Origin of the sequence: Delftia sp. ASV31 (assembly GCF_016428765.1) — a bacterium.
Lineage (GTDB): Bacteria > Pseudomonadota > Gammaproteobacteria > Burkholderiales > Burkholderiaceae_C > Comamonas > Comamonas acidovorans.
Window position 1 is genome coordinate 41324 of record NZ_JAELTK010000028.1, and the last position, 26321, is coordinate 67644.

The following is a 26321-nucleotide window of genomic DNA, read 5'->3' on the forward strand; positions in this document are numbered from 1 at the left end:
GCAGGCCGCCCCTGAGCGGCTGCGCCCTTGCTTGGCGCCTCTGGCCTGTACCCCGCACATGGCAGACTCCTGCACTATGACCACTGACCTGAATATTCCCCTGTTCGAACGCGCCAAGGCCGTGATCCCCGGCGGCGTGAATTCACCCGTGCGCGCCTTCAACGCCGTGGGCGGCACGCCGCGCTTCGTGCGCCGTGCGCAGGGCGCGCATTTCTGGGACGAGAACGCCCAGCAGTTCACCGACTACATCGGCTCCTGGGGTCCGATGATCCTGGGCCACGGCCACCCCGAGGTGATGGCCGCCGTGCAGGCCGCCGCGCTGGAAGGCTTCTCCTTCGGCGCCCCCACGGAGCGCGAGGTCGTGCTGGCCGAGAAGATCCTCTCGCTCATGCCCTCCATGGACATGGTGCGCATGGTCAGCTCGGGCACCGAGGCCGGCATGAGCGCGCTGCGCCTGGCGCGCGGCTTCACGGGCCGCAACAAGATCATCAAGTTCAACGGCTGCTACCACGGCCATGCCGACGCGCTGCTGGTCAAGGCCGGCTCGGGCCTGGCGACCTTTGGCGCCTCCTCCTCGGCCGGCGTGCCGCAGGACGTGGTCAAGGACACCGTGGTGCTGGAATACAACGACGTGGGCCAGCTCGAGGAGGCCTTCGCCCAGTTCGGCGACCAGATCGCCTGCGTGATCATGGAGCCCATTGCCGGCAACATGAACTTCGTGCGCGCCAGCGTGCCCTTCACGCGCCGCATCCGCGAACTCACGCGCGAGCATGGCGCGCTGATGGTCTACGACGAGGTGATGACGGGCTTTCGCGTGGCCCTGGGCAGCGCCCAGAGCCTGTACGCCCAGCACATCGAAGGCTTTGCGCCCGACATCACCGTGCTGGGCAAGGTCATCGGCGGCGGCATGCCCATGGCGGCCTTCGGCGCGCGCCGCGAGATCATGGAAAAGCTCTCGCCCCTGGGCCCGGTCTACCAGGCCGGCACCCTGTCGGGCAACCCCATTGCCACGGCCTGCGGCCTCAAGACGCTGGAGCTGATCAGCGAGCCGGGCTTCCACGACGCCCTGCACGCGAAGACCGGCCGCCTGATGGCCGGCTTCAAGGCCGAGGCCGACGCCGCTGGCGTGCCCTTCAGCGTGGACCACCAGGGCGGCCTGTTCGGCTTCTACCTGCTGCCCGAGCTGCCCAGCACCTGGACCGAGGTCATGAAGACCGATGGCGCACGCTTCAACCGCTTCTTCCACGGCATGCTGGAGCGCGGCCACTACTTTGCGCCCGCCCTGTACGAGGCCGGCTTCGTGAGCGCCGCGCACACGGACGCGGACATCGACAAGACCATCGAAGCCGCGCGCGAAGTGTTCAAGACGCTCTGATATCCGCAGATATCTTCCCTTGCACGCCAACGCCACCAACGCCGTACCCCGGCGCTGGCGTGCAGGTCACATCACTCGTCGCCGCCCTGGTCCACGAACTCCACCAGCTCCGGCAGCATCTCCAGCTGCTGGATGGCCTCCTTGAGCCGCAGGCCAAAGCGTGACTGCGGCCGCCCGAAGGCGCCCTGCGCCAGCCGCAGCGCCGCCGTTGCCTTGACCCATTCCACCTCGAAGGCGTAGCGGTCCGCGTGCTGCTGGACACTCATGCGCTTGATGTGTTCCAGCGCCAGCTCCACGACGCAGTCCACATCGATTTCACTGTCGTCCCTGTCGGGATCGTCGGTCATCAGCTCGATCAACTGCTGCAGCGTGCTCTGCACCAGCCCCAGCGAGGCGTGCATGGCCTGCTGCCAGGTGGGCAGAAGGGGTGGTTGGGGAAAGGTCGCCTGTGCGGCGGTGAGAGGGTGCATGTCTTGGTTCCCATATGAATCAAGAGAGCCACTCGTCACCCTACGACAGGCAACGGGTGGACGGGATGTTCGTAACACGGATACGGCCGTGCGACCATCCTTGCGGGTAGGCCCATCCCGTCCAAAACCGTTGGAGACAGGCGCGCACTAACGCATCTGCCCCAGGTATCTGGACATGACAAGACCCCCTTCAAGGTGGGGGCCGCACCTCCGTATCCGTGGTGTTACGACACACCAAGCCTTTCGGCCTGCCGCAAGTTTAACGGCTGCGTATCAAGAAACCAGGCCGAGCGCAGCGACGGCCCGCCCCCACTCCCCGTATGTCAGCGCCTGCGTCGGGCCGTCTGCGGGGTTGCAGTCCTGCCGAAGGACAGGACTGCTTCGTCAACTGACTCGCCGCAGTTGTTTGAACGGAGCGCGCAGCGCGCAGTGAGTTCTGCGGCGAACCCCGCAGGCGGCCCGACGCAGGTTGCCCGCAGCGAAGCGGAGGGTCGCGGACATTCGGGTCGCCTTCTTTGGCCACCTTTCTTGGCGATCAAGAAAGGTGGTCGGCCGCCGGGCCGAGACCCGGCCTCGAAAAACAACCACCCGGCAGGGTCAAAAACGAAACCCAGCCCTTACCAAAGCGAAGGCCCGTTCAGCCCAAGCGAAACGCCCCCCGCGCCCGCTCCACCTCACCCCTCACCACACACCCCAAAGCATGGTCATTGACCAACCCCATGGCCTGCATGAACGAGTAGACAGTCGTAGGCCCCACGAACTTCCACCCGAGCTTCTTCAGCTCCTTGGACAGCGCCCGAGACTCGGCCGTCTCGGACACGGGCCCGCCACCGGTCACGGGTGCAGGCGCATGGCGCCAGAAGAAGGCCGACAGCGAGCCTTCCGCCGCCACCATCTCCAGCGCCCGCTGCGCGTTGTTGATCACGGCCTCGATCTTGCCGCGATGCCGCACGATGCCCGCATCGCCCAGCAGCCGCAGCACGTCGTCTTCGGTGAAGCGCGCGACCTGGTGGAAGTCGAAGCCCGCAAAGGCCGCGCGGAAGTTCTCGCGCTTGTTGAGGATGGTCAGCCAGCTCAGGCCGGACTGGAAGCCTTCGAGGCTGAGTTTCTCGAACAGGCGCCGGTCGTCGGTGACGGGAAAGCCCCATTCACGGTCGTGGTAGGCCAGGTAGCCGTCCGTGGCGGCGCACCAGTGGCAGCGCGGCCGGCCGTCGGGGGCAGTGAACAGGCGGGACATGGTCAGGATTTCCCCGGCTCGGGAGAGGGGAGGGACAGCAGCCAGGCTGCCATCTGCAGGGATTGCGCCGTATCGAGGTGGGGGTGGCGCGGCATGATGGCGCGGCCCCATTCGCCGGCCCCGCCCTCGCGGATCTTGCGCGCCAGGTAGTCGGCGGCATCTTCGCGGGCCCGGTAGCGCTCGGCGATCTGCTGGAAGGACGGGCCCACGTAGTGGCGAACCAGGCCGTGGCAGCGCAGGCAGTCATTGCCTTCCACCAGGGCCTTGCCGGCGGCCAGCTGCGCGTCGGCTGTCACGGCAGCGGCGGCCGGGGCCGCATTGGCCGCCGCCGTGGTGGCCCCGACAGCCGGCCCGCGCATGATGCGCCAGCCGATGTTGAAGACACCCAGAGCCACCAGCAGCATGAAGACCACGAGCGCCCAGCCCAGCCAGCGGGGCCGGTGGGGGGCGTCGTCGCCCTCGTCGTCTGCGTCAGGAGGCAGGGCCATCAGTGGCGGAAGTGGCGCACGCCGGTGAAGACCATGGCGACGCCGCGCTCGTTGGCGGCGTCAATGACTTCCTGGTCGCGCATGGAGCCGCCGGGCTGGGCCACGCAGGTGGCGCCTGCGTCAACGACCACGTCCAGGCCGTCGCGGAAGGGGAAGAAGGCATCGCTGGCCACGACGGTGCCCTGCAGGCTCAGCTTGGCGGCCTCGGCCTTGATGGAGGCGATGCGTGCCGAGTCCAGGCGGCTCATCTGGCCTGCGCCCACGCCCATGGTCATGCCGTTCTTGCAGAACACGATGGCATTGCTCTTGACGTACTTGGCGACCTTCCAGGCGAACAGCAGGTCCTGCAGTTCTTCGGGGGTAGGCTGCTTGACGGTGACGACCTTGAGGTCGGCCAGGGCCAGCTCATGGTTGTCGGCGGTCTGCAGCAGCAGGCCCGAGCCGACGCGCTTGGCGTCCATGGCGTTGCGGCCCTGGTCCCAGGCGCGCTCGCCGCCGGCAGGCAGGGCGATCTTCATCAGGCGCACATTGACCTTGGGCTTGAAGATTTCCAGCGCCTCGGCCGTGAAGTCGGGGGCCATCAGCACCTCGACGAACTGCTTGACCACGGCCTCGGCCGCTGCCTTGTCCACCGTGCGGTTGAAGGCGATGATGCCGCCGAAGGCGCTGGTGGGGTCGGTCTGGAAGGCCTTGGCATAGGCTTCGTGCGCGTCCTTGCCCACGGCCACGCCGCAGGGGTTGGCGTGCTTGACGATCACGCAGGCCGGCTGCTCGAAGCTCTTGACGCATTCCCAGGCGGCGTCGGCGTCGGCGATGTTGTTGTACGACAGCTCCTTGCCCTGCAGCTGCTCGCCCGTGACCAGGGAGCCGGGAGCCGGATACAGGTCGCGGTACAGGGCGGCCTGCTGGTGGCTGTTTTCGCCGTAGCGCAGGTCCTGCACCTTGGTGAAGTGGCCGTTGCTCTGGCCGGGGAAGGGGCTGCGCTCGGGCACGTAGGCTTCGGAGAGCTTCTCGTCCTCGAACTTCACGCTGGACAGGTAGTCGCTGATGGCGCCGTCGTACTGGGCGATGCGGTTGAAGGCGGCCACGGACAGCGCAAAGCGCAGCTTGTCGGACAGCTTTCCGCTGGCCTTGAGTTCACCCAGCACGGCCTCGTACTGGCCGGCGTCGGTGATCACGCCCACGTCGGCCCAGTTCTTGGCGGCAGAGCGCACCATGGCCGGGCCGCCGATGTCGATGTTCTCGATGGCGTCGGCCAGCGTGCAGCCGGCCTTGGCCACGGTGGCCTCGAAGGGGTAGAGGTTCACCACCAGCAGGTCGATGGTGTCGATGCCGTGCTCCTTGAGGGCCGCCATGTGGGCGGGCAGCTCGCGGCGCGCCAGCAGGCCGCCGTGGACCTTGGGGTGCAGGGTCTTGACGCGGCCGTCCAGCATCTCGGGGAACTGGGTGACTTCGGCCACCTCGGTCACGGGCAGGCCGGCCTCGGCCAGCAGCTTGGCGGTGCCGCCGGTGGACAGCAGCTTGATGCCCAGGGCGTGCAGGCCTTGGGCGAATTCGACGATACCGGTCTTGTCAGAGACGGAGAGCAGGGCGTTCATGGGCGTCAGTGCAGGGAGTTTGAAGAAATGGAGATTCGTGCCGCTCAGAGCATGTCGTGCTCGAGCAGCTTCTTGCGCAGCGTGTTGCGGTTCAGGCCCAGCCAGTCGGCAGCGCGGGACTGGTTGTTGTCGGCCTGGGTCATCACCACTTCCAGCAGCGGCTTTTCGACCAGGTGGATCAGCATGTCGTACATGCCGTTGGGCTTTTCGCCGTCGAGATCGCGGAAATACCCCTCCAGGCTTTCACGCACGCATTGTTCGATGTTCTGGTTGCTCATACTGTCATTCCTGCGGGCTCTCCGAATTCGGCGCTTGTGGCGCCGGCATCGATGGCGGCCGGTATCCGGTCCATCTGTGCGCCCAGGGCGTCCAGATAGTCGGCCACGGCCTGCCATTGCACCGCGCAGTCCTCGATGGTGTTGATGTGTTGTCTGAATGCTTCACCGCCCGGCAGGCTGCGCAGGTACCAGGCGATGTGCTTGCGCGCGCTGCGCACGCCGGTGCCCTCGCCGTACAGGCTGTAGTGGTCCTGCAGGTGGTCCAGCAGCAGCCGGCGCAGCTCGGCCACCAGGGGCGGGGCCATGTGCTCGCCCGTGGCCATGAAGTGCGCGATCTCGCGGAAGATCCACGGCCGGCCCTGGGCCGCGCGGCCGATCATCACGGCATCGGCGCCCGTGTAGGCGAGCACGTCGCGCGCCTTCTCGGGGCTGGTGATGTCGCCATTGGCCACCACGGGCACGCGCACCGCCGCCTTGACGGCAGCGATGGTGTCGTACTCGGCAAAGCCCTTGTAACCCTGCTCGCGCGTGCGGCCGTGCACGGTGAGCATCTGTATGCCCACCTCCTCGAAGCGGCGGGCCAGCACCACGGCGTTCCTGTGCGCGTCGCACCAGCCGGTGCGCATCTTCAGCGTGACGGGCACGCCATGCGGGGCGCAGGCCTCGACCACAGCCTGGGCAATCTCCACGGCCAGGGCCTCGTTCTGCATCAGGGCCGAGCCGGCCCACTTGTTGCAGACCTTCTTGGCCGGGCAGCCCATGTTGATGTCGATGATCTGGGCGCCGCGGTCCAGGTTGTAGCGCGCGGCCTCGGCCATCATCTCGGCGTCCGTGCCCGCGATCTGCACCGCGATGGGGCCGGGCTCGCCTTCATGGTTGGCGCGGCGCGAGGTCTTGAGGCTGTTCCACAGGTCCTTGCGCGATGTCACCATCTCGCTGACCGCGTAGCCCGCGCCCAGGGCCTTGCACAGCTGGCGGAACGGCCGATCCGTCACCCCGGCCATGGGGGCGACGAACAGGCGATTGGCCAGGGCATGGGGGCCTATGGACAGGGGTGGGGAGGACATCGGAAAAGCCGGAGAAAACGCGCGCGCCGAGCACAAAACGGGCGGCAACAAAGGACCAAGATTGTACCTGCCCAAATTTTCAGCAGGGCTAAAACCGGGCCGTCAAGACGGCCAAGCAGCGAAAACAAGACAGTGCGCAGTTTTCATGGTGTGGGCACGAAGGTGCGCACCTGGCCCGGAACGGCCTGCAGCCCGTAGGCACCGAGCCGGCCCTGCCACCAGCGGCGGTTGAATTGCACGTCGGGAGAGACCTGGTCGTCGGGCATGGGGCGCAGGCCGACCTTCTGCAGCCCGGCTTTCGGCTGCCCAGCTGCCTGCAGCCCAGCTGTCTGCGGCCCAGCCTCCATTCCCAGGTCCAGCGCCTCGCCGTCGGCCAGCGGGCCGCGCACCACGGCCATGGCCTTGCGCCCGTCGGTCACCCAGGCGTCCAGCACCAGGGCCGGGCCGGGCTCGGACCCGGCCAGGCTCACGCAGCCTTGCAGACGCGGCTCCAGGCCCAGAGGCTCCAGCTCGCGCTGCAGCTGCTCCAGCCTGTCGCCCACGGCCGGGTCCGGCAGGGTGCAGCCCTTGGCCTGCAGCGCCTTGCCCCAGGCGGAGGGCGGTGCGGCCTGGGCGGGCGGCGCCTGGGCAGCGGCCTGTGCCACCACGGTGGTGTCCTTGCCTGGCGATGGCTGCAACGCAGCGCAGCCGGTCAGGCCGACTGCTGCCATTCCCAATGCCGCCCATCCCGCCCATCCTGCAATCCGCCCTGTCTGCATGACGCCCCCTGTGCTTGTGGTTCTGGAACAGGCCCCACGATAGCTTCAGGCCGACAAAGCGTCAGCCAGCGCAGACCTACACTTACAGCACCTATGGAAGTCTGGATGCATCAACTGCTGGGCTGGCTGGCGCTGCCGCAGTTCGGCCTCAGCACCGTGTTCATCGTGGCCCTGATTTCGGCCACGCTGCTGCCGCTGGGCTCCGAGCCTGCGGTGGTCGGCCTGCTGCAGCTCAACCCCGATCTGTTCTGGCAAACGGTCTTCGTGGCCACGGCCGGCAATACGCTGGGCGGCGCCATCAGCTGGTGGATGGGGCTGGGTGCGCACAAGGCCTGGCGTGCGGCCCGCGAGCGGCGGCGCGCCGGACTGCCCGAGGATCTGCGGGCCAAGCCGCCCCGCGCCCTGTCCCGCCATGAGCGCCGCGCCCGCGTATGGCTGCGCCGCCTGGGTGCCAAGGCCTGCCTGCTGAGCTGGCTGCCCGTGGTGGGCGATCCGCTGTGCGCCGTGGCCGGCTGGCTGCGCCTGCCGTTCTGGCCCTGCGTGTTCTACATGGCCATCGGCAAGTTCCTGCGCTATGTGGTGATGACGGTAGTGCTGCTGCAGTTGCTGCCGGCCTCCTGGGCCAGCTGAGGCCGAAGCCCTCCCACCGAAGCCCTCCCCTTTTTTGCGATCTACGCCTGCGGCTCGCGCGCCCAGGGCGCCAGCGCGAAGTGCGCGGCCAGGAAATCGATCAGCGCCTGCACGCGCGCCGGCCGGGCGCGCCCCGGTGGCGTGACGATGTGCAGGGCGATGGAGGGCACCTGCCAGTCGTCCATGCAGGTCTGCAGCACGCCGGACTGCAGGTCTTCCCAGGCCAGGAATTCAGGCTGCAGGGCCAGGCCCAGCCCGGCGCGCAGGGCCGGCGCCAGGCCCTCGGCATTGTTCACGCGCATGGCCGTGGGAACGACCTGGGCGAACTCGCCGCGGCGCGCATGCACGAAGCGCCAGGCCTCGCCCAGGCGGCTGTGCACATAGCGCAGCGCCCGGTGCTGCGCCAGCTCGCGCGGATGGGTGGGGCGGCCGTGGCGCTCGAAGTATTCGGGTGATCCCACCAGCAGCAGGCGCACCGTGCACAGGCGCCGTGCCAGCAGGCTGGAGTCGGGCAGCGAGGAGATGCGCAGCGCGATGTCGAAGCCCTGGGCCACGACGTCGATCAGCTCGTCGCTGAAGTGCAGGTCCAGCGTGACTTCCGGGTGCTCGGCCATGAAGGCGGGCGCGGCCGGCGCCAGGTGCGAGATGCCGAACGACATGGGCGCCGCAATGCGGATGGGGCCGCGCAGGCTTTTGGACTGCTCGCTGATCTCGGCCTCCACGGCCTCGCCCTCGGCCAGGATGCGCGCGGCGCGCTCCAGCGAGGCCTGGCCGCTGGCCGTCAGCGACATGCGCCGCGAGGTGCGGTGGAACAGGCTGGTCTTGAGCCGCGTCTCCAGCCGCGTGATGGCCTTGGAGATGGTGGGCTGGGAGACGCCCAGGTCGGCGGCGGCCTTGGCGAAGGAGCCCGTCTCGGCCACCTTGGCGAAGACGGCCCAGGCTTCGAGGTCAGGAAGTCTTGGCATGAAAGTTTTGGAATAGATGTCTTTGCATATTTTCTATTCTCTTCTTGATCGGCAAAACATAAAGTTCATCCATCGCAACACACAACGCAGCAGGAGAACACCATGATCGAACGCCGTCCCTTCCAAGCCCTTGGCGGTGCCAACCACGGCTGGCTCGATGCCAAGCATCACTTTTCCTTCGCCGGCTACCACGATCCGGCCCGCATGGGCTGGGGCGCGCTGCGGGTGTGGAACGACGACACCATCGCCGCCGGCACAGGCTTCCCGCCCCATGCCCACGCCAACATGGAAATCATCACCTATGTCCGTGAAGGCGCCATCACCCACCAGGACAGCCTGGGCAACAAGGGCCGCACCGAAGCGGGCGATGTGCAGGTGATGAGCGCGGGCACCGGCATCCGCCACTCGGAATACAACCAGGAAAAGGACACGACGCGGATCTTCCAGATCTGGATCATGCCCGACGAGCGCGGCCAGCAGCCCCCGTCCTGGGGTGCCAAGCCCTTCCCCAAGGGCGAGCGCTCGGGCAGCTTCGTGGCCCTGGCCAGCGGCCTGCCCGGCGACGAGGACGCCCTGCCCATCCGCACCGCCGCCCGGGTGCTGGGCGCCACGCTGAAGGCCGGCGAGAGCACGGAGTACCGCATCGGCCGTGACCGCCTGGGCTACCTGGTGCCGGCCAGCGGCTCGGTGCAGATCGACGGCGTGACGCTGCAGGAGCGCGACGGCGCCGCCATCAGCGATGTGGACAGCTTCCGTGTGACGGCCCTGGCCGACACCGAGCTGGTGCTCGTCGACACGGCGCGCTGAAGCGCCCTGCCCGCCTCTTCCCAAGAAAACATTTCCCGTACCCCGTCCAACCCCTCACAGGAGATCACCATGACCGACCGCAAGTACCTCGAAGTCCTGACGCCCGCCAACAGCCAGATCATCTTCATCGACCAGCAGCCGCAGATGGCCTTCGGCGTGCAGTCCATCGACCGCCAGGTGCTCAAGAACAACGTGGTGGGCCTGGCCAAGGCGGCCAAGGCCTTCGGCATTCCCGCCACCATCACCACGGTGGAGACGGGCAGCTTCTCCGGCCACACCTATCCCGAACTGCTGGCGGTGTTCCCCGAGCACCCACTGCTGGAGCGCAGCTCCATGAATTCCTGGGACGACCAGAACGTGCGGGACGCACTGGCCAGGAACGCCGCCCAGGGCCGCAAGAAGATCGTGGTCTCCGGCCTGTGGACCGAGGTGTGCAACACCACCTTCGCCCTGTCGGCCCTGCATGACACGGACTACGAGATCTACATGGTGGCCGACGCCTCGGGCGGCACGTCGCTGGACGCGCACAACTACGCCATGGACCGCATGGTGCAGGCCGGCGTGGTGCCCGTGACCTGGCAGCAGGTGCTGCTGGAATGGCAGCGCGACTGGGCCCGCCGCGAGACCTACGACGCGGTGATGGACATCGTGCGCGAGCATTCCGGCGCCTACGGCATGGGCGTGGACTATGCCTACACCATGGTTCACAAGGCCGCCGAGCGCGTGCAGCATGGCGAGACCGTGGGCCCGAACCCCGCCAAGGCCTGAGCACCAGCGCCGCCGCCGGCCCCGTCCACGGAGTGACACCATGAAGCTCTACGCACTTTCCCTTGGGGCCGGCCTGCTGGTCGGCGTGGTCTACAGCCTGCTGCAGGTGCGCTCGCCCGCACCGCCGCTGGTGGCCCTGGTCGGCCTGCTGGGCATCCTGGCCGGCGAGCAGATCGTGCCCGTGGGCCGGCATCTGCTGCAGGGCATGGACCTGCGCAGCGCCTGCAGCAAGACGCAGGCCACCGAGCATGTGCTGGGCCAGCTGCCCGGCCGCAAGAACGCCGATGCCGATGCCGATCGGCACCACGGCTGACCCCTCCCCCTCTCTCCAAGAAAACTGCACCATGACCACGCGCAGAAAAGTCCTGGGCTCCGCTGCCACCCTTGCCATGGGTGGACTGCTGGGTTGCACCACCAACGCTCGCCAAGGAGCCTCCATGTCCGATTCCACGCCCGAAGTCATCTTCCACAACGGCCGCTTCACCACGCTGAACAAGGCCCAGCCCACCGCCACCGCCGTGGCCGTGAAGGACGGCCGGTTCATCGCCGTGGGCTCGGACGCCGAAGTGCTGGCCCTGGCCGGCAGCGGCACGCGCCGCATCGATCTGCAGCGCCGCAGCGTGCTGCCCGGCCTGTTCGACAACCACACGCACGTGATCCGTGGCGGCCTGAACTTCAACCTGGAGCTGCGCTGGGACGGCGTGCGCTCGCTGGCCGACGCGCTGGACATGCTCAAGCGCCAGGTGGCCATTACGCCTGCGCCGCAGTGGGTGCGCGTGGTCGGGGGGTTCACCGAGCACCAGTTCGTGGAAAAGCGCCTGCCCACCATCGACGAGATCAATGCCATCGCGCCCGATACGCCGGTCTTCCTGCTGCACCTGTATGACCGCGCCCTGCTCAACGCCGCCGCCCTGCGCGCCGTGGGCTACACCCGCGACACGCCCCAGCCTGCAGGCGGCGAGATCACGCGCGATGCCAACGGCAACCCCACGGGCCTGCTGCTGGCCAAGCCCAACGCCACCATCCTCTACAGCACGCTGGCCAAGGGCCCCAAGCTGCCGCTGGACTATCAGGTCAATTCCACGCGCCACTTCATGCGCGAACTCAACCGCCTGGGCGTGACCGGCGTGATCGATGCGGGCGGGGGCTTTCAGAACTACCCCGACGACTACGACGTGATCCAGAAGCTCAGCGACGCCAACCAGATCACCGTGCGCCTGGCCTACAACCTGTTCACGCAAAAGCCCAAGGAGGAGAAGGCCGACTTCCTCAACTGGACGCAAAGCGTGAAGTACAAGCAGGGCAACGACTATTTCCGCCACAACGGCGCGGGCGAGATGCTGGTGTACTCGGCCGCCGACTTCGAGGACTTTCGCCAGCCGCGCCCCGACATGCCCCCCAGCATGGAGGGCGACCTGGAGGAAGTGGTGCGCGTGCTGGTGCAGAACCAATGGCCATGGCGCCTGCACGCCACCTATGACGAGACCATCTCGCGCGCGCTCGATGTGTTCGAGAAGGTGCACCGCGACACGCCCATCGACGGCCTGAACTGGTTCTTCGACCATGCCGAGACCATTTCGGACAAGTCCATCGACCGCATTGCGGCGCTGGGCGGCGGCGTGGCCGTGCAGCACCGCATGGCCTACCAGGGCGAATATTTCACCGAACGCTACGGCGCACGCGCCACCGAGGCCACGCCGCCCGTCAAGAAGATCCTGGAGCGCGGCGTGAAGACCTCGGCCGGCACGGACGCCACGCGCGTGGCCTCCTACAACCCCTGGGTGTCGCTGTCGTGGATGGTGACGGGCAAGACCGTGGGCGGCCTGCAGATGTACCCCCAGCGCAACCTGCTGGACCGCGAGACCGCGCTGCGCATGTGGACCGAGAACGTGGCCTGGTTCTCCAACGAGGAAGGCCTGCGCGGCCGCATCCAGGTGGGCCAGCTGGCCGACATGATCGTGCCCAGCAAGGACTACTTCGCCGTGCCCGAGGACGAGATCTCCTTTCTCACCTCCGAGCTCACCGTGGTGGGCGGCCGCGTGGTCTATGGCGCAGGCCCCTTCCAGCAGCATGACGACAACCCGCTGCCGCCGGCCATGCCCGACTGGTCGCCCGTGCGGCGCTTTGGCGGCTACGGCGCCTGGGGCGAGCCCGAGGGCGCGGGCAGGAACTCGCTCAACCCCGCGCGCTACCGCAGCCTGGCGGCGGCCTGCGGCTGCGGCACCAGCTGCGGCATGCACGGCCACAGCCATGCCGACGCCTGGGCATCGAACGTGCCGGCCTCCGACCCCAAGAGCTTCTTCGGCGCGCTGGGCTGCTCCTGCTGGATGGCCTGAGGAGCAAGGCCATGTCCATCGATTCCAAGCCGTCTGCCCCAGCTGTTTCCGGCAGTTCCTCCGGCAGCTTCGCGCCGCTGCGCCAGCCCGTGTTCGCGGTGCTGTGGGCGGCCACGGTGCTGGGCAACATCGGCAGCTTCATGCGCGATGTGGCCAGCTCCTGGATGGTGACCGAGCTGTCGGCCAGCCCGGCCGCCGTGGCCCTGATCCAGACGGCGGCCACGCTGCCCATCTTCCTGCTGGCGATTCCGGCCGGCGTGCTGTCGGACATCCTGGACCGCCGGCGCTTCCTGATCGGCATCCAGATCCTGCTGGCCGCCGTCAGCGCCAGCCTGCTGCTGCTGGCCCGCACCAACACGCTGACCGTGGAGTACCTGGTGGCGCTGACCTTCGTGGGCGGCATAGGCGCGGCGCTGATGGGGCCGACCTGGCAGTCCATCGTGCCCGAGCTGGTGCCGCGCAGCGACCTCAAGAACGCGGTGGCGCTGAACTCGCTGGGCATCAACATCGCACGCGCCCTGGGCCCTGCGGCCGGTGGCCTGCTGCTGGCCAGCTTCGGCGCGGCGGCGGCCTACGGCGCGGACGTGGCCAGCTATGTGTTCGTGATCGCCGCGCTGGTCTGGTGGAAGCGCCCCAAGGCCGAGGCATCGGCCCTGAACGAGCAGTTCTTCGGCGCCTTCCGCGCAGGCCTGCGCTATGCCCGCTCCAGCCGCGAGCTGCATGTGGTGCTGCTGCGCGCCGCCGTGTTCTTCCTCTTCGCCAGCTCGGTCTGGGCCCTGCTGCCGCTGGTGGCGCGGCGCATGCTGGGCGGCTCGGCAGGCTTTTACGGCGTGATGCTGGGCGCCGTGGGCGCAGGCGCCATCCTGGGTGCGCTGGTGCTGCCGCGCCTGCGCAAAAGGCTGGATGCCGATGGCCTGGTGCTGCTGTCCTCCGTGCTCAGCGCCGCCGTGATGGCCGCGCTGTCCACGGCGCCGCCGCAATGGGCCGCCGTGCTGCTGATGCTGGTGCTGGGCCTGGGCTGGATCATTGCACTGACCACGCTCAACGGCGTGGCACAGGCGGTGCTGCCCAACTGGGTGCGCGGCCGCGGGCTGGCCATCTACCTGATGGTGTTCAACGGCGCCATGGCGGGCGGCAGCCTGGCCTGGGGGCTGTTCGCGCAGGGTGTGGGCATTCCCACGGCGCTGCTGATCGGCGCGGCAGGCCTGGTGGCCATCTCGCTGGTGTTCCACCGCATCAAGCTGCCCACGGGCGAGGCGGACCTGCAGGCCTCCAACCACTGGCCCGAGCCGCTGCTGGCCGAGCCCGTGGCCCATGACCGCGGCCCGGTGATGATCCAGGTGGAGTACCAGGTGCGCCGCCAGGACCTGCCAGCCTTCATCGAGGCCATGCAGCATGTGGCGCGCGAACGCCGCCGCGATGGCGCCTATGCCTGGGGCATTGCCGAGCACACGGGCGAGCCGGGTCGGGTGATCGAGTGGTTCCTGGTGGAGTCCTGGGCCGAGCATCTGCGCCAGCACCAGCGCGTGTCCAGGGCCGATGCCGACCTGCAGGCCCAGGCGCTGCGCTTTCATATCGGCCCCGAGCGGCCCGTGGTCCACCACTTCCTGGCGCTGGATGCCGCCAGTGCCGCCAGTGCCGCGAGCGGGCATGCGCAGGCACCGGCGCACGGCCACGCCCACTGAAGCGTTGCGGCAGGCCTGCCCCTGCCCTGCGCCCCGCCTGCGCCCGGCCTGCCAGGACACCTCAGCGGATATCCAGCCGCTCCAGCGCACGCACCAGGTCGGCCAGCGTGCGCACCTGCATCTTGCGCATGGCCTGGCCACGCCGCACCTTCACCGTGATCTCGCTCACGCCCAGGTCCGCCGCGATCTGCTTGTTCAGCAGGCCGCGCACCACGCCCACGACCACGTCCTGCTCGCCGGGCGACAGCGATTGCCAGCAGGCGCGCAGCGCCTGTTCGCCGGCGTCCAGCGCGCGGCGCTGGCGGTCCAGGGCAATGCCCTGCTGGATGGCGTCCAGCAGGTCCTGGTCGCGGAAGGGCTTGGTCAGGAACTCGATGGCGCCGGTCTTCATGGCCTCCACGCTCATGGGAATGTCGCCATGGCCGGTGATGAAGATGGTGGGCAGCTTCAGGCCCATCTCCAGCATCTGGCGCCGGAAATCCATGCCGCTCTGGCCCGGCATGCGGATGTCCAGCACCATGCATGCAGGCCCCGCGGGCGGCTGCCGCTGCCAGTGGTCCAGAAACTCGCGCGTGGCGCCGAAAGCGCGCACGCACAGGCCCACCGAGGCCAGCAGATCCTCGATGGCGGCACGCACCGAGGCGTCGTCATCGACGATGTAGACAAGTGCCTCGGCTTCGGCCGTGGAGGGTTCAACCATGGCGCAATCCCGTGGAAGACCTGTCGCCCGTGGCCGGGGCGCAGGCAATGGTGATGTGAAAGACCGTGCCGCCGCGCATGTCCTCGCGGTCCGTGGCCCAGATGCGGCCGCCGTTGGCCTCGGCCATGTGGCGGCAGATGTTCAGGCCCAGGCCCATGCCGTCGGGCTTGGTGGTCCAGAAGGCATCGAACAGGTGGGTGCGGGCCAGCGGCGACAGGCCTTCGCCCGCATCGGCCACGGTCAGCACCAGTTGCTGGCCCAGGGCCTGGGTGGTGACGGTGATGCGCCGCTGCGCGGCGGGCGTGCCCTGCATGGCATCCATGGCGTTGAGCAGCAGGTTGGCCAGCACCTGCTGGATGTGCACGCGGTCGGCCCAGGCCGGCTGCAGCGCAGGCGCCAGTTGCAGGTCCAGGGCCACGCCGCGCCGGTCCAGCTCGGCATCCGACAGGCGCGCCATCTCGCGCACGGCGTCGTTGAGGTCGAAGGACTGGCGGCTGGGCGCCTCGCCGCGCGCCATGCTGCGGATGCGGGCAATGACATCGCTGGCGCGCTGCGCATCGCCCAGGATGCGCTCCAGCGCCTGGCCGGCCTTGGCCAGATTGGGCGGGTCCTGGGCCAGCCAGCGCTGGCAGGCATTGCCGCTGGTGACGATGGCCGCCAGCGGCTGGTTGACCTCATGGGCGATGGAGGCCGTCAACTGCCCCAGGCTGGTGGTCTGGGTGATGCGCATCAGCTGGGTGCGCGCCTCATGGGCCGCGTTCTGGGCCGCCACCATCTTCAGGCCCAGATAGGCCGTGATGGCAATGGCCAGGATGCTGATCACCATGTTGATCAGTCCGGTGCGATAGGCACCGGCAGGCGTGAGCGCGAAGCTGGCCAGGGTCAGCACGATGCACAGCGCCGTGAGGCCGATGACCACGCGCGGGCTGAACCAGCGCACCGCCACCAGGATGATGGCGGTATGGAACACGGCGGCCGCCACGGCGTAGTCGGTCAGCGTGTCCAGCGCGAAGATCGCGGCCATGGCGGCCACCATGGCCGCCAGGATCAGGGCGCGGGGCCAATGGGGAAAGCGGCGCAGAGCGGTGGTCATGGCGTGCAGGGCTGCGATGAGGGCGTGTCGATTGTGTCGCAAGATGCCCTGCCCTCCCGCGATCAGAGGGCGGGTCGCCGTCCCACGCTCAGCTGCAGCTCCACCGTGGCCTTGGCCAGCTCGGTCTCTGCCTCCAGCGATCCCAGGTAGGCGTCGTCGGCCGAGCGCTGGGCGGACAGCAGCTCCAGCAGCGAAGCCTCGCCATGCCGGTAGGACAGGCGTATGCCTTCGAGCACGCGCTGCGCATCGCGCAGCACGCCGTCGCGGTAGCGCTGCACGTTCTCGCGCGCGGCGGTCAGGCGAAAGCGCGCGCCGCGCACATCGGCCTCGGCCCGGTTCTGGGCCTGCTGCAGGGCCAGCATGGCCTGGGTCACGGCCGCCTCGGCCTGCACCAGATCGCCCCGGTCCAGGCGCGACAGCGGCAGCGGCACGCTGACCGAGACCGACAGCGTGCGCGAGCGCCCGCCGCCATCGAAGGGATTGCCCTGGGCATCGGTGCCGGCCGCCGTGGACGGCACGGCGGCCATGCCCACGGCCAGCGTGGGATTGACCCAGCGGTTGGCCCGGGCCAGGCCCGCGTTGTCGCGCGCATGCTCGAGCGCCGCCTGGGCGATGCGCACCTCGGCGCGCGACTGCAGCGCCTGGGCGACCAGGGCGTCGGCATCTTCCAGCCCCGAGTCTTCGGCCAATTCCATGAAGCCGCATTGCAGCGTGTCGCTGGCAAAGACTTCGGACAGGCGGCGCCCCAGCGGGACGGACAGCGCCAGCCGCGCGGTCTGCGCCTCGGCGCGCGCCTGCACCACCTCGGCCTGGAAGCGGTCGCGCTCCACGCGCGACTGCAGCCATTCCACGCCGCCGATGTCGCCGGCCTTGCGCCGCAGCTCGTTGGCCTGCACCACATCGCCCAGCGCCTTCAGCGTCTGCTGCTTGCGCTCCAGCGCCAGCGAGTCGCGGCAGGCCTGGGTGTAGTCCTGGGCGGCATCGGAGAACAGCTGGCTGCGCACGCCTTCAAGGCCGGCCTCGGACAGGCGCACCTGGCTGCGTGCGGACTGGATGCGCGCGGCGCGCTTGCCGCCCGTCTCCAGCTCCATGCTGATCTCGTAGTTGCGCGTGGTGGGCCGGGGCTGGCCGGTGCGCACCTGTTCGCGCGAGGCGCCCAGCGTGAGGTTGGGGTCGGGGCGTATGCCGGCGATGCCGATGCCGGCACGCGCGGATTCCACGCCCTGCTCCTCCGAGCGCAGCAGCGGGCTGTGCTGCTCCACGGCGTTGAGGTAGTCGGAAAAGCGCAGGCCGGCAGGTGCCGCCGTTGCAGTTGCTGTGGCGGTTGCAGTTGCCGTCGTTGCAGCGGCCACGGCGGACGGCGCCGTCTGCGCCTGGGCTGCGGCGCCAAGGCACAGCAGCAGGGCCAGGGCCTGCCTGGGGAAGAAAGGGGTCGTTTGCATGGCGACTCGCATCAATGGGGTTGGCTCGTTGCGGTGCGATGCCCGCCCTCGTCCTCGGCGGCATCCAGATCGCCGCTCTCACCGCGTTCAGCGGCGCGGCGCTGGCGGCGCTCGGCCGCGCGGGCGGCACGGGCCTCGATCACGTAGTAGAGGTTGGGCAGCAGCAGCAGGGTCAGCAAGGTGGCGCTGAACAGGCCGCAGACCACGACCGTGGCCAGGGGCCGCTGCACGTCGCTGCCCAGGCCCGTGGCCAGCATGGCCGGCGTGAGGCCGAAGGCGGCGACGGTGGCCGTCATCAGCACGGGGCGCATGCGGCTGGAGGCGCCTTCGAGTACGGCTTCGCGCAGGCCCAGGCCGTCCTCGCGGCGCAGCCGGTTGATCTGCGAGACCATGAGCACGCCCGAGAGCACGGCCACGCCGAACAGCGCGATGAAGCCCACGGCGCTGGAGACGTTGAGCGTCATGCCGCGCAGGTGCAGGCCCGCAAAGCCGCCGATCATGGCCAGCGGCACCACGCCCAGCACCAGCAGCGGCTGGCGCATGTTGCCGAACTCGCCGAACAGCAGCACCAGCATGATGCCCAGCGTCAGCGGCAGGATCATGAGCAGCCGCGCCTCGGCACGCTGCAGGTTCTCGAACTGGCCGCCCCACTCGATGTGCAGCTTCTGGCGGTCGTAGTCCAGGTGCTGGTCGATGGCGGTGTGCGCATCCTTGAGGAAGCCCGCCAGGTCGCGGCCGCGCACATTGAGCTTGACGAGGATGTGGCGCTCCCCGCCCTCGCGCACGATGACGCTCTGGCCCACGGTGGTGGTGATGCGCGCCACGTCGGCCAGCGGCACCTGGGCGCCATTGGCGGCCGACAGGCGCAGCGCGCCGATGGCCTCGGGGCTGCTGCGCGTGTCGGGCGTGAAGCGCACGGCCATGTCGTAGCTGCGCTCGCCCACGTACAGCTGGCCGATGGAGGCCCCGCCCACGCCGGTGGAGATGAGCTGCGCCACGTCGGAGGCATTGATGCCGTAGCGCGCGGCAGCGGCGCGGTCCAGCGCAATGCGCAGGTTGGGCAGCGGCGGCTCCACGTCCACGGCCACGTCGGCCGCGCCGGGCACTTTCTCCAGCACAGCCACCAGGGCATCGGCCACGCGCCGGTCTTCGGCCAGATCCTGGCCGAAGACCTTCACCGTGAGGTCGCTGTGCGCGCCGGACAGCTTGTCCTGCACGCCGTCGATCATGGGCTGCATGAAGCCCACGGAATAACCGGGCAGTTGGTCGAAGCGCGCGGCCATCTTCGCGATCAGCTGCTGCTTGGTCAGGCCAGACTTCCATTCGCCATAGGGATGCAGGCCCACGCTGGCCTCGATGTGCGAGGGCGTCCAGTAGTCCGTGCCGTCATCGTTGCGCCCGGTCTGGGTGACGATGTAGGAGACCTCGGGGAACTCCAGCGCGGCGCTGCGCAGCGCGTCGGCCATGTCGCGCGCCTTGTCCAGCGTGATGCCGGGCGGCATCTGCACCTGCAGCCAGATGGAGCCTTCGTCCAGGTACGGCAGGAAGTCGCGGCCCATGGTGCCGGCCAGCACGCCCAGCGCCAGCAGCGAGGCCACCACCGCCCCCGCCAGCCAGCGCACGCGGCCCACGGCCACGCCCAGGAAGCGGTCATAGCCCACGCCCAGCCGGTGCAGCACGGGGTTGTGGAATATCTTGCGCGGCCTGCGGAAGGCCAGCCAGGCCAGGGCCGGCGTGAGCAGCAGGGCCACGGCCAGCGCCCCCACCAGGGCCGCGCCCACCGCGCTGGCCATGGGCGAGAACAGCTTGTACTCGATGCGCTCGAAGGCGAACAGCGGCAGGTAGGCGGCCGCGATCACGCACATGCCGAAGAAGATGGGCCGCGCCACCTGCAGCGTGGCCGTGATGGCGTCCCTGGGCGTGAGCGGCCGGTTCTGGTCGGCCTCGCGGCGCCGCAGGATGTTCTCGACCACGACCACGGCGCCATCCACCAGGATGCCGAAGTCGATGGCGCCCAGCGACAGCAGGTTGGCCGGAATCTTCGCGTGGTGCATGAAGATGAAGGCCAGCAGCAGCGCCATGGGAATGGTCAGCGCCACGATCAGCGCCGCGCGCGGGCTGCCCAGGAAGACCAGCAGCACCAGGGTGACGACGATCAGGCCTTCGGCCAGGGTCTTGCCCACGGTGTGGGTGGTGCGCTCGATCAGCGTGGTGCGGTCCAGGTAGGGCACGACCTTCACGTCGGGCGGCAGCAGCTTGCCGTTGAGCTCCTCCACGGCGGCGTGGATGCCCTCCAGCGCCTGCGAGGGGTTGGAGCCCTTGAGCAGCAGCACGATGCCCTGCAGGGTGTCGGAGTTGCCGTCCTTGCCCAGGATGCCGCGCCGCTCCACGTTGCCGTAGGTCAGCCGCCCCAGGTCTTTGACCAGCACGGGCGTGCCGCTGTCCGTGGTCTTGACGACCACGTTGCCCATGTCGTCCAGCGAGCCCAGCAGGCCCACGCCGCGCACCACATAGGAGACATCGCCCCGGTCGATGACGCTGCCGCCGCCGCTGGCGTTGTTGGCATTGATGGCCTCGATCACCTGGGACAGCGCCAGCCCGTACTGCAGCAGCCGCGCAGGGTCCAGCTCCAGCATGAACTGCGTGGTCAGGCCGCCGAAGTTGGTCACGTCCACCACGGACTGGGCCTTCTTCAGGCGCGGGATCACCACCCACTGCTGCAGCTCGGACAGCTCGCGCAGGCTGCGCACCGGGCTTTCCAGCGTGTAGCGGTAGACCTCGCCCGTGGGCGAGCTGTAGGGGTCCAGCCCGGCGCGGGCGCCATAGGGCAGCGTGACCTCGTCGATGCGCTCCTTCAGGCGCTGGCGCGCCCAGTAGCCGTCCACGCCGTCCTCGAAGACCACGGTGATCAGCGACAGCGCGAACAGGCTGCGCGAGCGCAGCACGTGCATGCCGGGCGTGGCCAGCAGCGCGCGCTCCAGCGGGATGGTGATCTGCTGCTCTATCTCCTCGGCCGCAAGGCCTGGCACCTGGGTGACGATCTGCGAGGTCACGTCGGCAATGTCGGGATAGGCCTCCAGCGGCAGCTGCTTCCAGCTGAACACGCCATACAGGGCCGCGAAGCAAAAGACCAGCCAGACCACGCCGCGGCGCGAAAAGCCGATGTTGACGATGCGCTCGATCATTGCAGCAGCACTCCCCCGTTGACCACCACGCGCTCGCCGGCCGCCAGGCCCGAGAGGATCTCGGCCTGGCCGTCCTGCTGCGCGCCGACCTGCACGTCGCGCGGCTCGAAGCGCCAGCCGCCCTTGTCCACGAACACGCGCGTGCTGACCTGGCCCTGCAGCAGGGCCGCGGCCGGCACCATCACGGCCTGGCGCGCCGGGGCGTCGAAGCCCACGCGCGCAAACATGCCGGGGCGCAGCCGCCCTTCGGGGTTGTCCACGGCCACGCGTACCTTGACGCTGCGCGTGGCGGTGTCCACCAGCTCGCCCACGTACTGCACGCGGCCCTGCAGCTGCAGGTCGGGATAGGCGGCCAGCGCGATGTGGGCCTGCTGGCCCACGTCCACATGGGCCAGGTCGCGCTCGCTGACGCTGGCGCTGAGCCAGACCTTGCGCAGGTCGGCCACGGTCATGACGGAGGCATTCACATCGTTCCAGTAGCCGCCCTGCGAGCCCGCCATCTCGACCACGCGGCCGCTGATGGGCGACTTGACCACGTAGCTGCCGCGCGAGCCTTCCTGCACGGCCGCACCCAGCTGGGACAGGTGGTCGGAGGCGGCGCGCGCATCGGCCCCCGCGGCGGCCAGCGACTGCTGCGCGGCCTCGTAGTCCTTGCGCGCGGCGATCTCGGCATCGAACAGCAGCTTCTGGCGGTCGAATTCCTGGCGCGCGTGCAGCAGCGCGGCCTGGGACTTGGCGTGCTCGGCACGCACGCTGGAGATCTCGGAGGAGTCCATGGTGATCAGCGCATCACCGGCCTTCACCGCATCGCCCAGCTGGTGGTGCAGGCGCACCAGGCGGCCCGCCACGGGCGGCGTGATGCGGACCAGCTTTTCAGGCTCGGCCTCGATGGTGGCGGGGGCCGACAGGCGGGTCTGCAGCGGCTGCAGCGCGATCTCGGCCACCTGCAGGCGCTCGCGCAGCGGCGAGCCTTCGGGCACCACGATGAGGTTGCCTTCGCGGCGCACGGGAGCCGGCTGCGGAGCGGTGGTGGCTGCATGCGTGGCTGCCGTGGGCTCGGCCGGCCCGTTGCAGGCGGCCATGGCCACGCTGATCAGCAGCCCGCCCACAGGCCATGCAGCCGCCAGCAAGGGATGGCGCTGGTGCAGGCCATGGGGTTGACCATGGGGTCGGCCTGGTCGTTCAGAAGCGAGAAAGCGGGTCATCCTGAGGTCTCCGGGTGCCACGGACCCGCGCAGACCTCTCGCCCCTTCAGGCGATCACAGGCCTCCGCCCGGGTCCGGGCAGATCAAGAAATGGAAGAAGGGAAAGACGGGAAGGGGCGGCGCGGCAGCGCCTGGCAGGATCGGGATCGGAATCAGGATCGGGGTCCATGGGGTACTCCTTTGCGTGTGGCGCAGTCCCCGTGCAGGCCGGGAGCCCTGTTTGCTGCAGTGCAATATGTGCCCGGAATTATCAAAGGCGAAAGTGCCTGCGGCCAGCCTTTGTTGGGAAGGCTGGCCTGTTCATTGGTGGATGCGGGATATACCTTCGTATAGAAGATGGCCGGCACAAGGGCCCCTCGGCCTGGCCTGGCCCGGCCCGGCCCGGCCCGGACCGGAAAGCAAAAAGCCGCCAGCGCGGAGCGGGCGGCTTGCGGACGATGGCCTGCGGGAAAGCTCAGTCCACTTTCAGGCCGATGGCTTTCACCAGTTCGCCAAAGCGCTCGCGCTCGGTGGCGTGGTGGTCGATGAAGGCCTTGCGGCTCAGCGGCGCGGGCGTGGCGCCCAGGGTGAGGATGACGTCGTTGACGTTCTTTTGCTCCAGCGCCTTGGCCACGGCAGTGCGAACGGCCTCGATCACGGACTCGGGCGTGCCCGTGGGCGCGTAGATGCCGAACAGCGTGTCCGCATCAAAGCCCGGCAGGCCGCTTTCGGCCAGCGTGGGCACGTTGGGGTACTGCGGCGAGCGGTGCGGGCTGCCGATGGCCAGCAGGCGCAGCTTGCCCGCCTCGACCTGCTTGAGGCCCGGACCCGGGTCGAACCAGAACTGCAGCTGCCCGCTGAGCACGTCGCTGAGCGCCGGGCCCGCGCCCTTGTAGGGGGCGTGCACGGCATCGACACCGGCCATGCGCTTGAACATCTCGCCGGCCAGGTGCGGCGAGCTGCCCTGGCCCGGCGAGCCGTAGGACAGCTTGCCGGGATTGGCCTTCAGGTGCTTGATGAACTCGGCCACGTTGGTGGCGGGCACGGCGGGATTGGTCTCCAGGAACACATGCACGCGCGCCACGGCAGCCACGGGCGTCAAGTCCTTTTCGGGATTGAAGGCCAGCTTGCTGTAGATCATCGGGTTGATGGTGATCGCCCCGCCTGAGCTGAGCAGCAGCGTGTAGCCATCCTTGGGCGCGCGCACGGTTTCGCTGATGCCGATGTTGCCGCCCGCGCCGGGCTTGTTGTCCACCACCACCGACTGGCCCAGCACCTGGGACATGGTGGGCGTGATGGCGCGCGCCAGCACATCGGCCGCGCCGCCGGGCGCGAAGTTCACCACCAGGCGCACGGGGCGCTCGGGCCATTTGTCGCCGGCCTTCTGCGCCAGCGCAGGGACCGAGGCCGTCGCGCCCAGCAGGGCCAGCAGGCCCAGGCGGCGCCAGCGGCTGAAGGGGGTTGTCTTGTGCATGAGCTATGTCTCCTTGGGTTATGAGTTCTTGAAAACGGTGAGGGCGCCTGAAGCAGCAGCGGCGCTACGGTCAATCCAGCCGTATGCCCGCCGACTCGATGACCTGGCCCCAGCGCCGGCTTTCGCTGCGCCAGTAGTCACGCATCTGCGCAGGCGTGCCGGGCAGCGGCTCCAGCGACAGCGCCTCGAAGCGCGCCAGCACGGCAGGCGAGCGCAGCGCCTGCTGCAGCGCCACGGACCAGGCCTGTACGGTGGCGTCGTCCGTGCCTGCGGGTGCGACCAAGCCCTGCCATGCATGGGCCTCGAAGTCCTTGACGCCCTGCTCGGCCAGCGTTGGCACGGCCGGATGGCTCTTGAGCCGCTCGGCGCTGGCCACGCCGACGACGCGCAGCTTGCCGGCCGCAATGTGCTGGGCCGCCGCCGCGCTGTCGGCCAGCATGAAGGGGATCTGGCCGCCGATCACGTCGATCAGGGCCGGCCCCGCGCCGCGATAGGGCACATGGGACATCTTCAGGCCCAGGCGCTGCGACAGCAGTTCGGTGGCCAGGTGGTGGGGCGTGCCCAACCCCGGGCTGCCGTAGCTGACGGGGCCTGGCTGGGCCTTCACCCACTGCGTGAACTCCTGCAGGTTGTGCACCGGCAGCTGGTTGCCGACCACGAGGAACAGCGGAAAGCGCGCCAGCAGGCCGATGGGCACGAAGTCCTTCTCGGCGTTGTAGGCCAGCTTGCGAAACAGGTGGGGGTTGGCCGCCAGCGTGGCGAAGTCGGCCGTGAAGACCAGGCTGCCCAGCTCGCGCGTGCGCGCCGCGTATTCGGCGGCGATGTTGGTGCCCGCCCCGGGCTTGTTCATGACGACCACGGTGCGGCCCAGGGCCTTGCCAAAGGACTCGCCCACGGTGCGCGCCACAGCGTCCGAGCCGCCGCCTGCGGCAAAGCCCACCACCCATTCGACGGGCTTGCCGGTCTGGGCGTGTGCCGTGCCCATGCCCAGCAGGGGCGGGGCGCCTATGGCCAATGCGGCCTTGAGTGCTTGTCTGCGCAGCATCTTGTCTCCTTCTTGTAGTGGCTCGTTTTGCCTTGAGCGCGTTCAGCGCGGTGCGACGGCGCCCGCGTTCCCGGACAGGCTGACCAGTGCATGCAGCGTGCGCGTCACGGGCACGGCAATGCCCAGGCGGTCGGCCACCTGCAGCACGGCGCCATGGATGGCGCCCGTCTCGGTGGCACGGCCGGCCAGCAGGTCCTGCAGCATCGAGGGCTGGTGGCCCCGGTGGTGGTCCAGCGCATCGCGCACCGCCGCGCCCACGCGCTCGGCGCTGGCGGCGACGCCATGGGCATGGGCGACGGACAGCACCTCGTCCAGCACGCGCTGCAGCAGGGCCTCGCCCTGCGGATTGGCCAGTCCGTCCACGGTCTGGCGCGTCACGGCGCACACGCCGTTGAAGGCGGCATTGAAGGCCAGCTTTTCCCAGATGGCTTCCTGCACCTGCGGGTCGATGCGGCAATGCATGCCTGCGCGGTTGAGGTCGTCCGCCAGCAGGTCGAAGACCGCGCTGCGCTGGCCGTCGCAAGGCATGAAGCGGATACCGCCCTGTCCCATGGAGCTCACCTCGCCCGGCGACATCACGCGCGCAGGCCAGGTGGTCACGCCCACGGCGATGCGCTCGGCCGGCACCCGCTCGCGCAGCACGTCGGCATGGCCTATGCCGTTTTGCAGGCTCAGGAAATGCGTGTCCGGCCCGATGAGATGGGCAATGCCCTGCAGCGCGGCCCGCGTATGGGCCGACTTGGTGAAGACCAGCCACAGCGCGGGCCCCGCCGTGAGCTGCTCGGCCCGCGCGGCATGCACGCGGGCCTGCAGCAGCCCCTCATCGGTGTGGCAGCGCGCGCCATCGCGGTTCAGGGCCTGCAGCAGCTCGTCGTTCACGTCGACCAGGGTCACGTCCAGGCCGATGCGGGCCAGCCGCGCGCCGAACAGGGTGCCCATGGCGCCTGCGCCGAGGATGCCTATGCTTCTTGTGTTTTCCATGGCTTCGTCTCCTACAGGGGGCTTCGCCTCAGGCGACTTCGACCTCGACCACGATGGGCTTGGGATGGGCCAGCGCGCGCTCCAGCACATCGGCCAGCTCGGCCGCGTTCTCCACATGCACGCCGTCGCAGCCCTGGCCACGCGCCAGCGCCACGAAGTCGATGTCGGGCAGTTCCGTGCCCTCGACCTTCTCGCCCTCGCGGTAGCCGAAGACATGGGCGAAGTCCTGCAGCGCCGCGTAGCGGCGGTTCTTGAGGATCACGAAGCTGATGGGCAGGCGCAGCTGGGCTGCGCTCCAGAGGGCCTGGATGGCATACATGGCCGAGCCGTCGCCGATGACGGCGACCACCTTGGCCTCGGGCTTTGCCAGCGCCACGCCCACGGCGGCCGGCATGCTGTGGCCCAGGCCGCCGCTGCACATGGTGTAGAAGGTGCCCGAGTGGAAGATGGGCAGGTAGGTCTGGATGGTGGAGCGCGAGCTGGGCGCCTCTTCCACCACGATGCTGTGGCGGTCGCGCACCTGGGCCAGCGTGTGCATGGCAAAGGCCACCGACATGCGCTCGCCTGCGGCGGGCGCGGCCGGCACGGGCGCTGCGGGCCGGGGTGCGGGCGCCTGGCGCGGTGCGGGCGCCTGTCTCTTATACACATCTCCGAGCCCACGAGACGCTGACGTTGATCGCGTATGCCGTCTTCTGCTTGAAAAGGGGGGGGGGGGGGGGGGGGGGGGGGGGGGGGGGGGGGGGGGGGGGGGGGGG

At 69.2% G+C, this 26321-nt stretch carries 24 protein-coding genes; 7 read left to right on the forward strand and 17 right to left on the reverse strand.

What is annotated here, in order from left to right:
- Nucleotides 1–58: 58 nt before the first annotated feature.
- Nucleotides 59–1375 carry a glutamate-1-semialdehyde 2,1-aminomutase gene (gene hemL / locus JHD82_RS12520; protein WP_012203498.1) on the forward strand — a complete coding sequence of 439 codons (1317 nt, stop codon included), beginning with the start codon at nucleotides 59–61 and terminating at the stop codon, nucleotides 1373–1375.
- A 71-nt stretch (nucleotides 1376–1446) separates the two neighbouring features.
- Here the strand turns inward: hemL and JHD82_RS12525 are convergent, their stop codons facing one another.
- The 7 genes from JHD82_RS12525 to JHD82_RS12555 form a co-directional block, all read right to left on the reverse strand.
- Complete coding sequence (locus JHD82_RS12525; RefSeq protein ID WP_199136752.1) at nucleotides 1447–1845, reverse strand: hypothetical protein; 399 nt, start codon at nucleotides 1843–1845, stop codon at nucleotides 1447–1449.
- Between the two features lie 637 nt (nucleotides 1846–2482).
- Nucleotides 2483–3082 (reverse strand): DNA-3-methyladenine glycosylase I, encoded by a 600-nt coding sequence (locus tag JHD82_RS12530; RefSeq protein ID WP_199136753.1) that lies wholly within the window; start codon nucleotides 3080–3082, stop codon nucleotides 2483–2485.
- 2 nt (nucleotides 3083–3084) lie between these two features.
- Nucleotides 3085–3570 carry a c-type cytochrome gene (locus JHD82_RS12535; RefSeq protein WP_199136754.1) on the reverse strand — a complete coding sequence of 162 codons (486 nt, stop codon included), beginning with the start codon at nucleotides 3568–3570 and terminating at the stop codon, nucleotides 3085–3087.
- Complete coding sequence (gene purH, locus JHD82_RS12540; RefSeq protein WP_043824897.1) at nucleotides 3570–5168, reverse strand: bifunctional phosphoribosylaminoimidazolecarboxamide formyltransferase/IMP cyclohydrolase; 1599 nt, start codon at nucleotides 5166–5168, stop codon at nucleotides 3570–3572. The genes JHD82_RS12535 and purH overlap by 1 nt, the downstream gene beginning before the upstream one ends.
- A gap of 44 nt (nucleotides 5169–5212) precedes the next feature.
- Nucleotides 5213–5446, reverse strand: a complete 234-nt coding sequence (locus JHD82_RS12545; protein WP_013804037.1) for a Fis family transcriptional regulator — start codon at nucleotides 5444–5446, stop codon at nucleotides 5213–5215.
- Complete coding sequence (gene dusB / locus JHD82_RS12550; RefSeq protein WP_013804038.1) at nucleotides 5443–6513, reverse strand: tRNA dihydrouridine synthase DusB; 1071 nt, start codon at nucleotides 6511–6513, stop codon at nucleotides 5443–5445. Before dusB ends, JHD82_RS12545 begins: the two co-directional genes overlap by 4 nt.
- Before the next feature lie 143 nt (nucleotides 6514–6656).
- Complete coding sequence (locus tag JHD82_RS12555) at nucleotides 6657–7271, reverse strand: hypothetical protein (RefSeq protein WP_199136756.1); 615 nt, start codon at nucleotides 7269–7271, stop codon at nucleotides 6657–6659.
- Nucleotides 7272–7376: 105 nt separating this feature from the next.
- Between JHD82_RS12555 and JHD82_RS12560 the strand changes: the two genes are divergently transcribed.
- Nucleotides 7377–7901: a YqaA family protein gene (locus tag JHD82_RS12560; RefSeq protein WP_013804040.1), complete on the forward strand. Its 525-nt coding sequence runs from the start codon at nucleotides 7377–7379 to the stop codon at nucleotides 7899–7901.
- A 41-nt stretch (nucleotides 7902–7942) separates the two neighbouring features.
- Here the strand turns inward: JHD82_RS12560 and JHD82_RS12565 are convergent, their stop codons facing one another.
- On the reverse strand, nucleotides 7943–8866 hold the full coding sequence (locus JHD82_RS12565) for a LysR family transcriptional regulator (protein ID WP_199136758.1): 924 nt from the start codon (nucleotides 8864–8866) through the stop codon (nucleotides 7943–7945).
- Between the two features lie 102 nt (nucleotides 8867–8968).
- Here JHD82_RS12565 and JHD82_RS12570 point away from each other — a divergent pair, with 102 nt between their 5' ends.
- The 5 genes from JHD82_RS12570 to JHD82_RS12590 all read left to right on the forward strand — a co-directional run bounded on the left by JHD82_RS12570 (nucleotide 8969) and on the right by JHD82_RS12590 (nucleotide 14462).
- Entirely contained in the window at nucleotides 8969–9673 is a 705-nt protein-coding gene (locus JHD82_RS12570) for a pirin family protein (RefSeq protein ID WP_012203489.1), read from the forward strand.
- Nucleotides 9674–9742: 69 nt separating this feature from the next.
- The gene (locus JHD82_RS12575; protein ID WP_199136760.1) at nucleotides 9743–10441 is read left to right on the forward strand and encodes a hydrolase; all 699 of its coding nucleotides are present in this window, start codon (nucleotides 9743–9745) and stop codon (nucleotides 10439–10441) included.
- Nucleotides 10442–10481: 40 nt separating this feature from the next.
- Nucleotides 10482–10754, forward strand: coding sequence for a XapX domain-containing protein (locus JHD82_RS12580; RefSeq protein WP_012203487.1), 273 nt, complete (start codon nucleotides 10482–10484; stop codon nucleotides 10752–10754).
- Between the two features lie 124 nt (nucleotides 10755–10878).
- A complete protein-coding gene (locus JHD82_RS12585) occupies nucleotides 10879–12777 on the forward strand; it encodes an amidohydrolase (protein ID WP_199136762.1) in 1899 nt (632 codons plus the stop codon).
- Between the two features lie 11 nt (nucleotides 12778–12788).
- The gene (locus JHD82_RS12590; RefSeq protein WP_199136764.1) at nucleotides 12789–14462 is read left to right on the forward strand and encodes an MFS transporter; all 1674 of its coding nucleotides are present in this window, start codon (nucleotides 12789–12791) and stop codon (nucleotides 14460–14462) included.
- A 61-nt stretch (nucleotides 14463–14523) separates the two neighbouring features.
- Here JHD82_RS12590 and JHD82_RS12595 read toward each other — a convergent pair whose 3' ends face one another.
- The 9 genes from JHD82_RS12595 to JHD82_RS12635 all read right to left on the reverse strand — a co-directional run.
- A complete protein-coding gene (locus JHD82_RS12595; RefSeq protein WP_199136766.1) occupies nucleotides 14524–15162 on the reverse strand; it encodes a response regulator transcription factor in 639 nt (212 codons plus the stop codon).
- Entirely contained in the window at nucleotides 15155–16255 is a 1101-nt protein-coding gene (locus JHD82_RS12600) for a sensor histidine kinase (protein ID WP_199136768.1), read from the reverse strand. Before JHD82_RS12600 ends, JHD82_RS12595 begins: the two co-directional genes overlap by 8 nt.
- Before the next feature lie 62 nt (nucleotides 16256–16317).
- A complete protein-coding gene (locus JHD82_RS12605) occupies nucleotides 16318–17697 on the reverse strand; it encodes a TolC family protein (RefSeq protein ID WP_199136770.1) in 1380 nt (459 codons plus the stop codon).
- 11 nt (nucleotides 17698–17708) lie between these two features.
- Nucleotides 17709–20882, reverse strand: a complete 3174-nt coding sequence (locus JHD82_RS12610; RefSeq protein ID WP_199136772.1) for an efflux RND transporter permease subunit — start codon at nucleotides 20880–20882, stop codon at nucleotides 17709–17711.
- Complete coding sequence (locus tag JHD82_RS12615) at nucleotides 20879–22087, reverse strand: efflux RND transporter periplasmic adaptor subunit (protein WP_199136774.1); 1209 nt, start codon at nucleotides 22085–22087, stop codon at nucleotides 20879–20881. Before JHD82_RS12615 ends, JHD82_RS12610 begins: the two co-directional genes overlap by 4 nt.
- A 454-nt stretch (nucleotides 22088–22541) precedes the next feature.
- Nucleotides 22542–23540 carry a tripartite tricarboxylate transporter substrate binding protein gene (locus tag JHD82_RS12620; RefSeq protein WP_013804051.1) on the reverse strand — a complete coding sequence of 333 codons (999 nt, stop codon included), beginning with the start codon at nucleotides 23538–23540 and terminating at the stop codon, nucleotides 22542–22544.
- A gap of 70 nt (nucleotides 23541–23610) precedes the next feature.
- Complete coding sequence (locus tag JHD82_RS12625) at nucleotides 23611–24585, reverse strand: tripartite tricarboxylate transporter substrate binding protein (protein ID WP_012203477.1); 975 nt, start codon at nucleotides 24583–24585, stop codon at nucleotides 23611–23613.
- A gap of 42 nt (nucleotides 24586–24627) precedes the next feature.
- On the reverse strand, nucleotides 24628–25566 hold the full coding sequence (locus JHD82_RS12630) for a ketopantoate reductase family protein (RefSeq protein WP_199136777.1): 939 nt from the start codon (nucleotides 25564–25566) through the stop codon (nucleotides 24628–24630).
- Nucleotides 25567–25594: 28 nt separating this feature from the next.
- On the reverse strand, nucleotides 25595–26321 hold a 727-nt coding region (locus JHD82_RS12635; RefSeq protein WP_233174714.1), incomplete at its 5' end, for a thiamine pyrophosphate-dependent enzyme.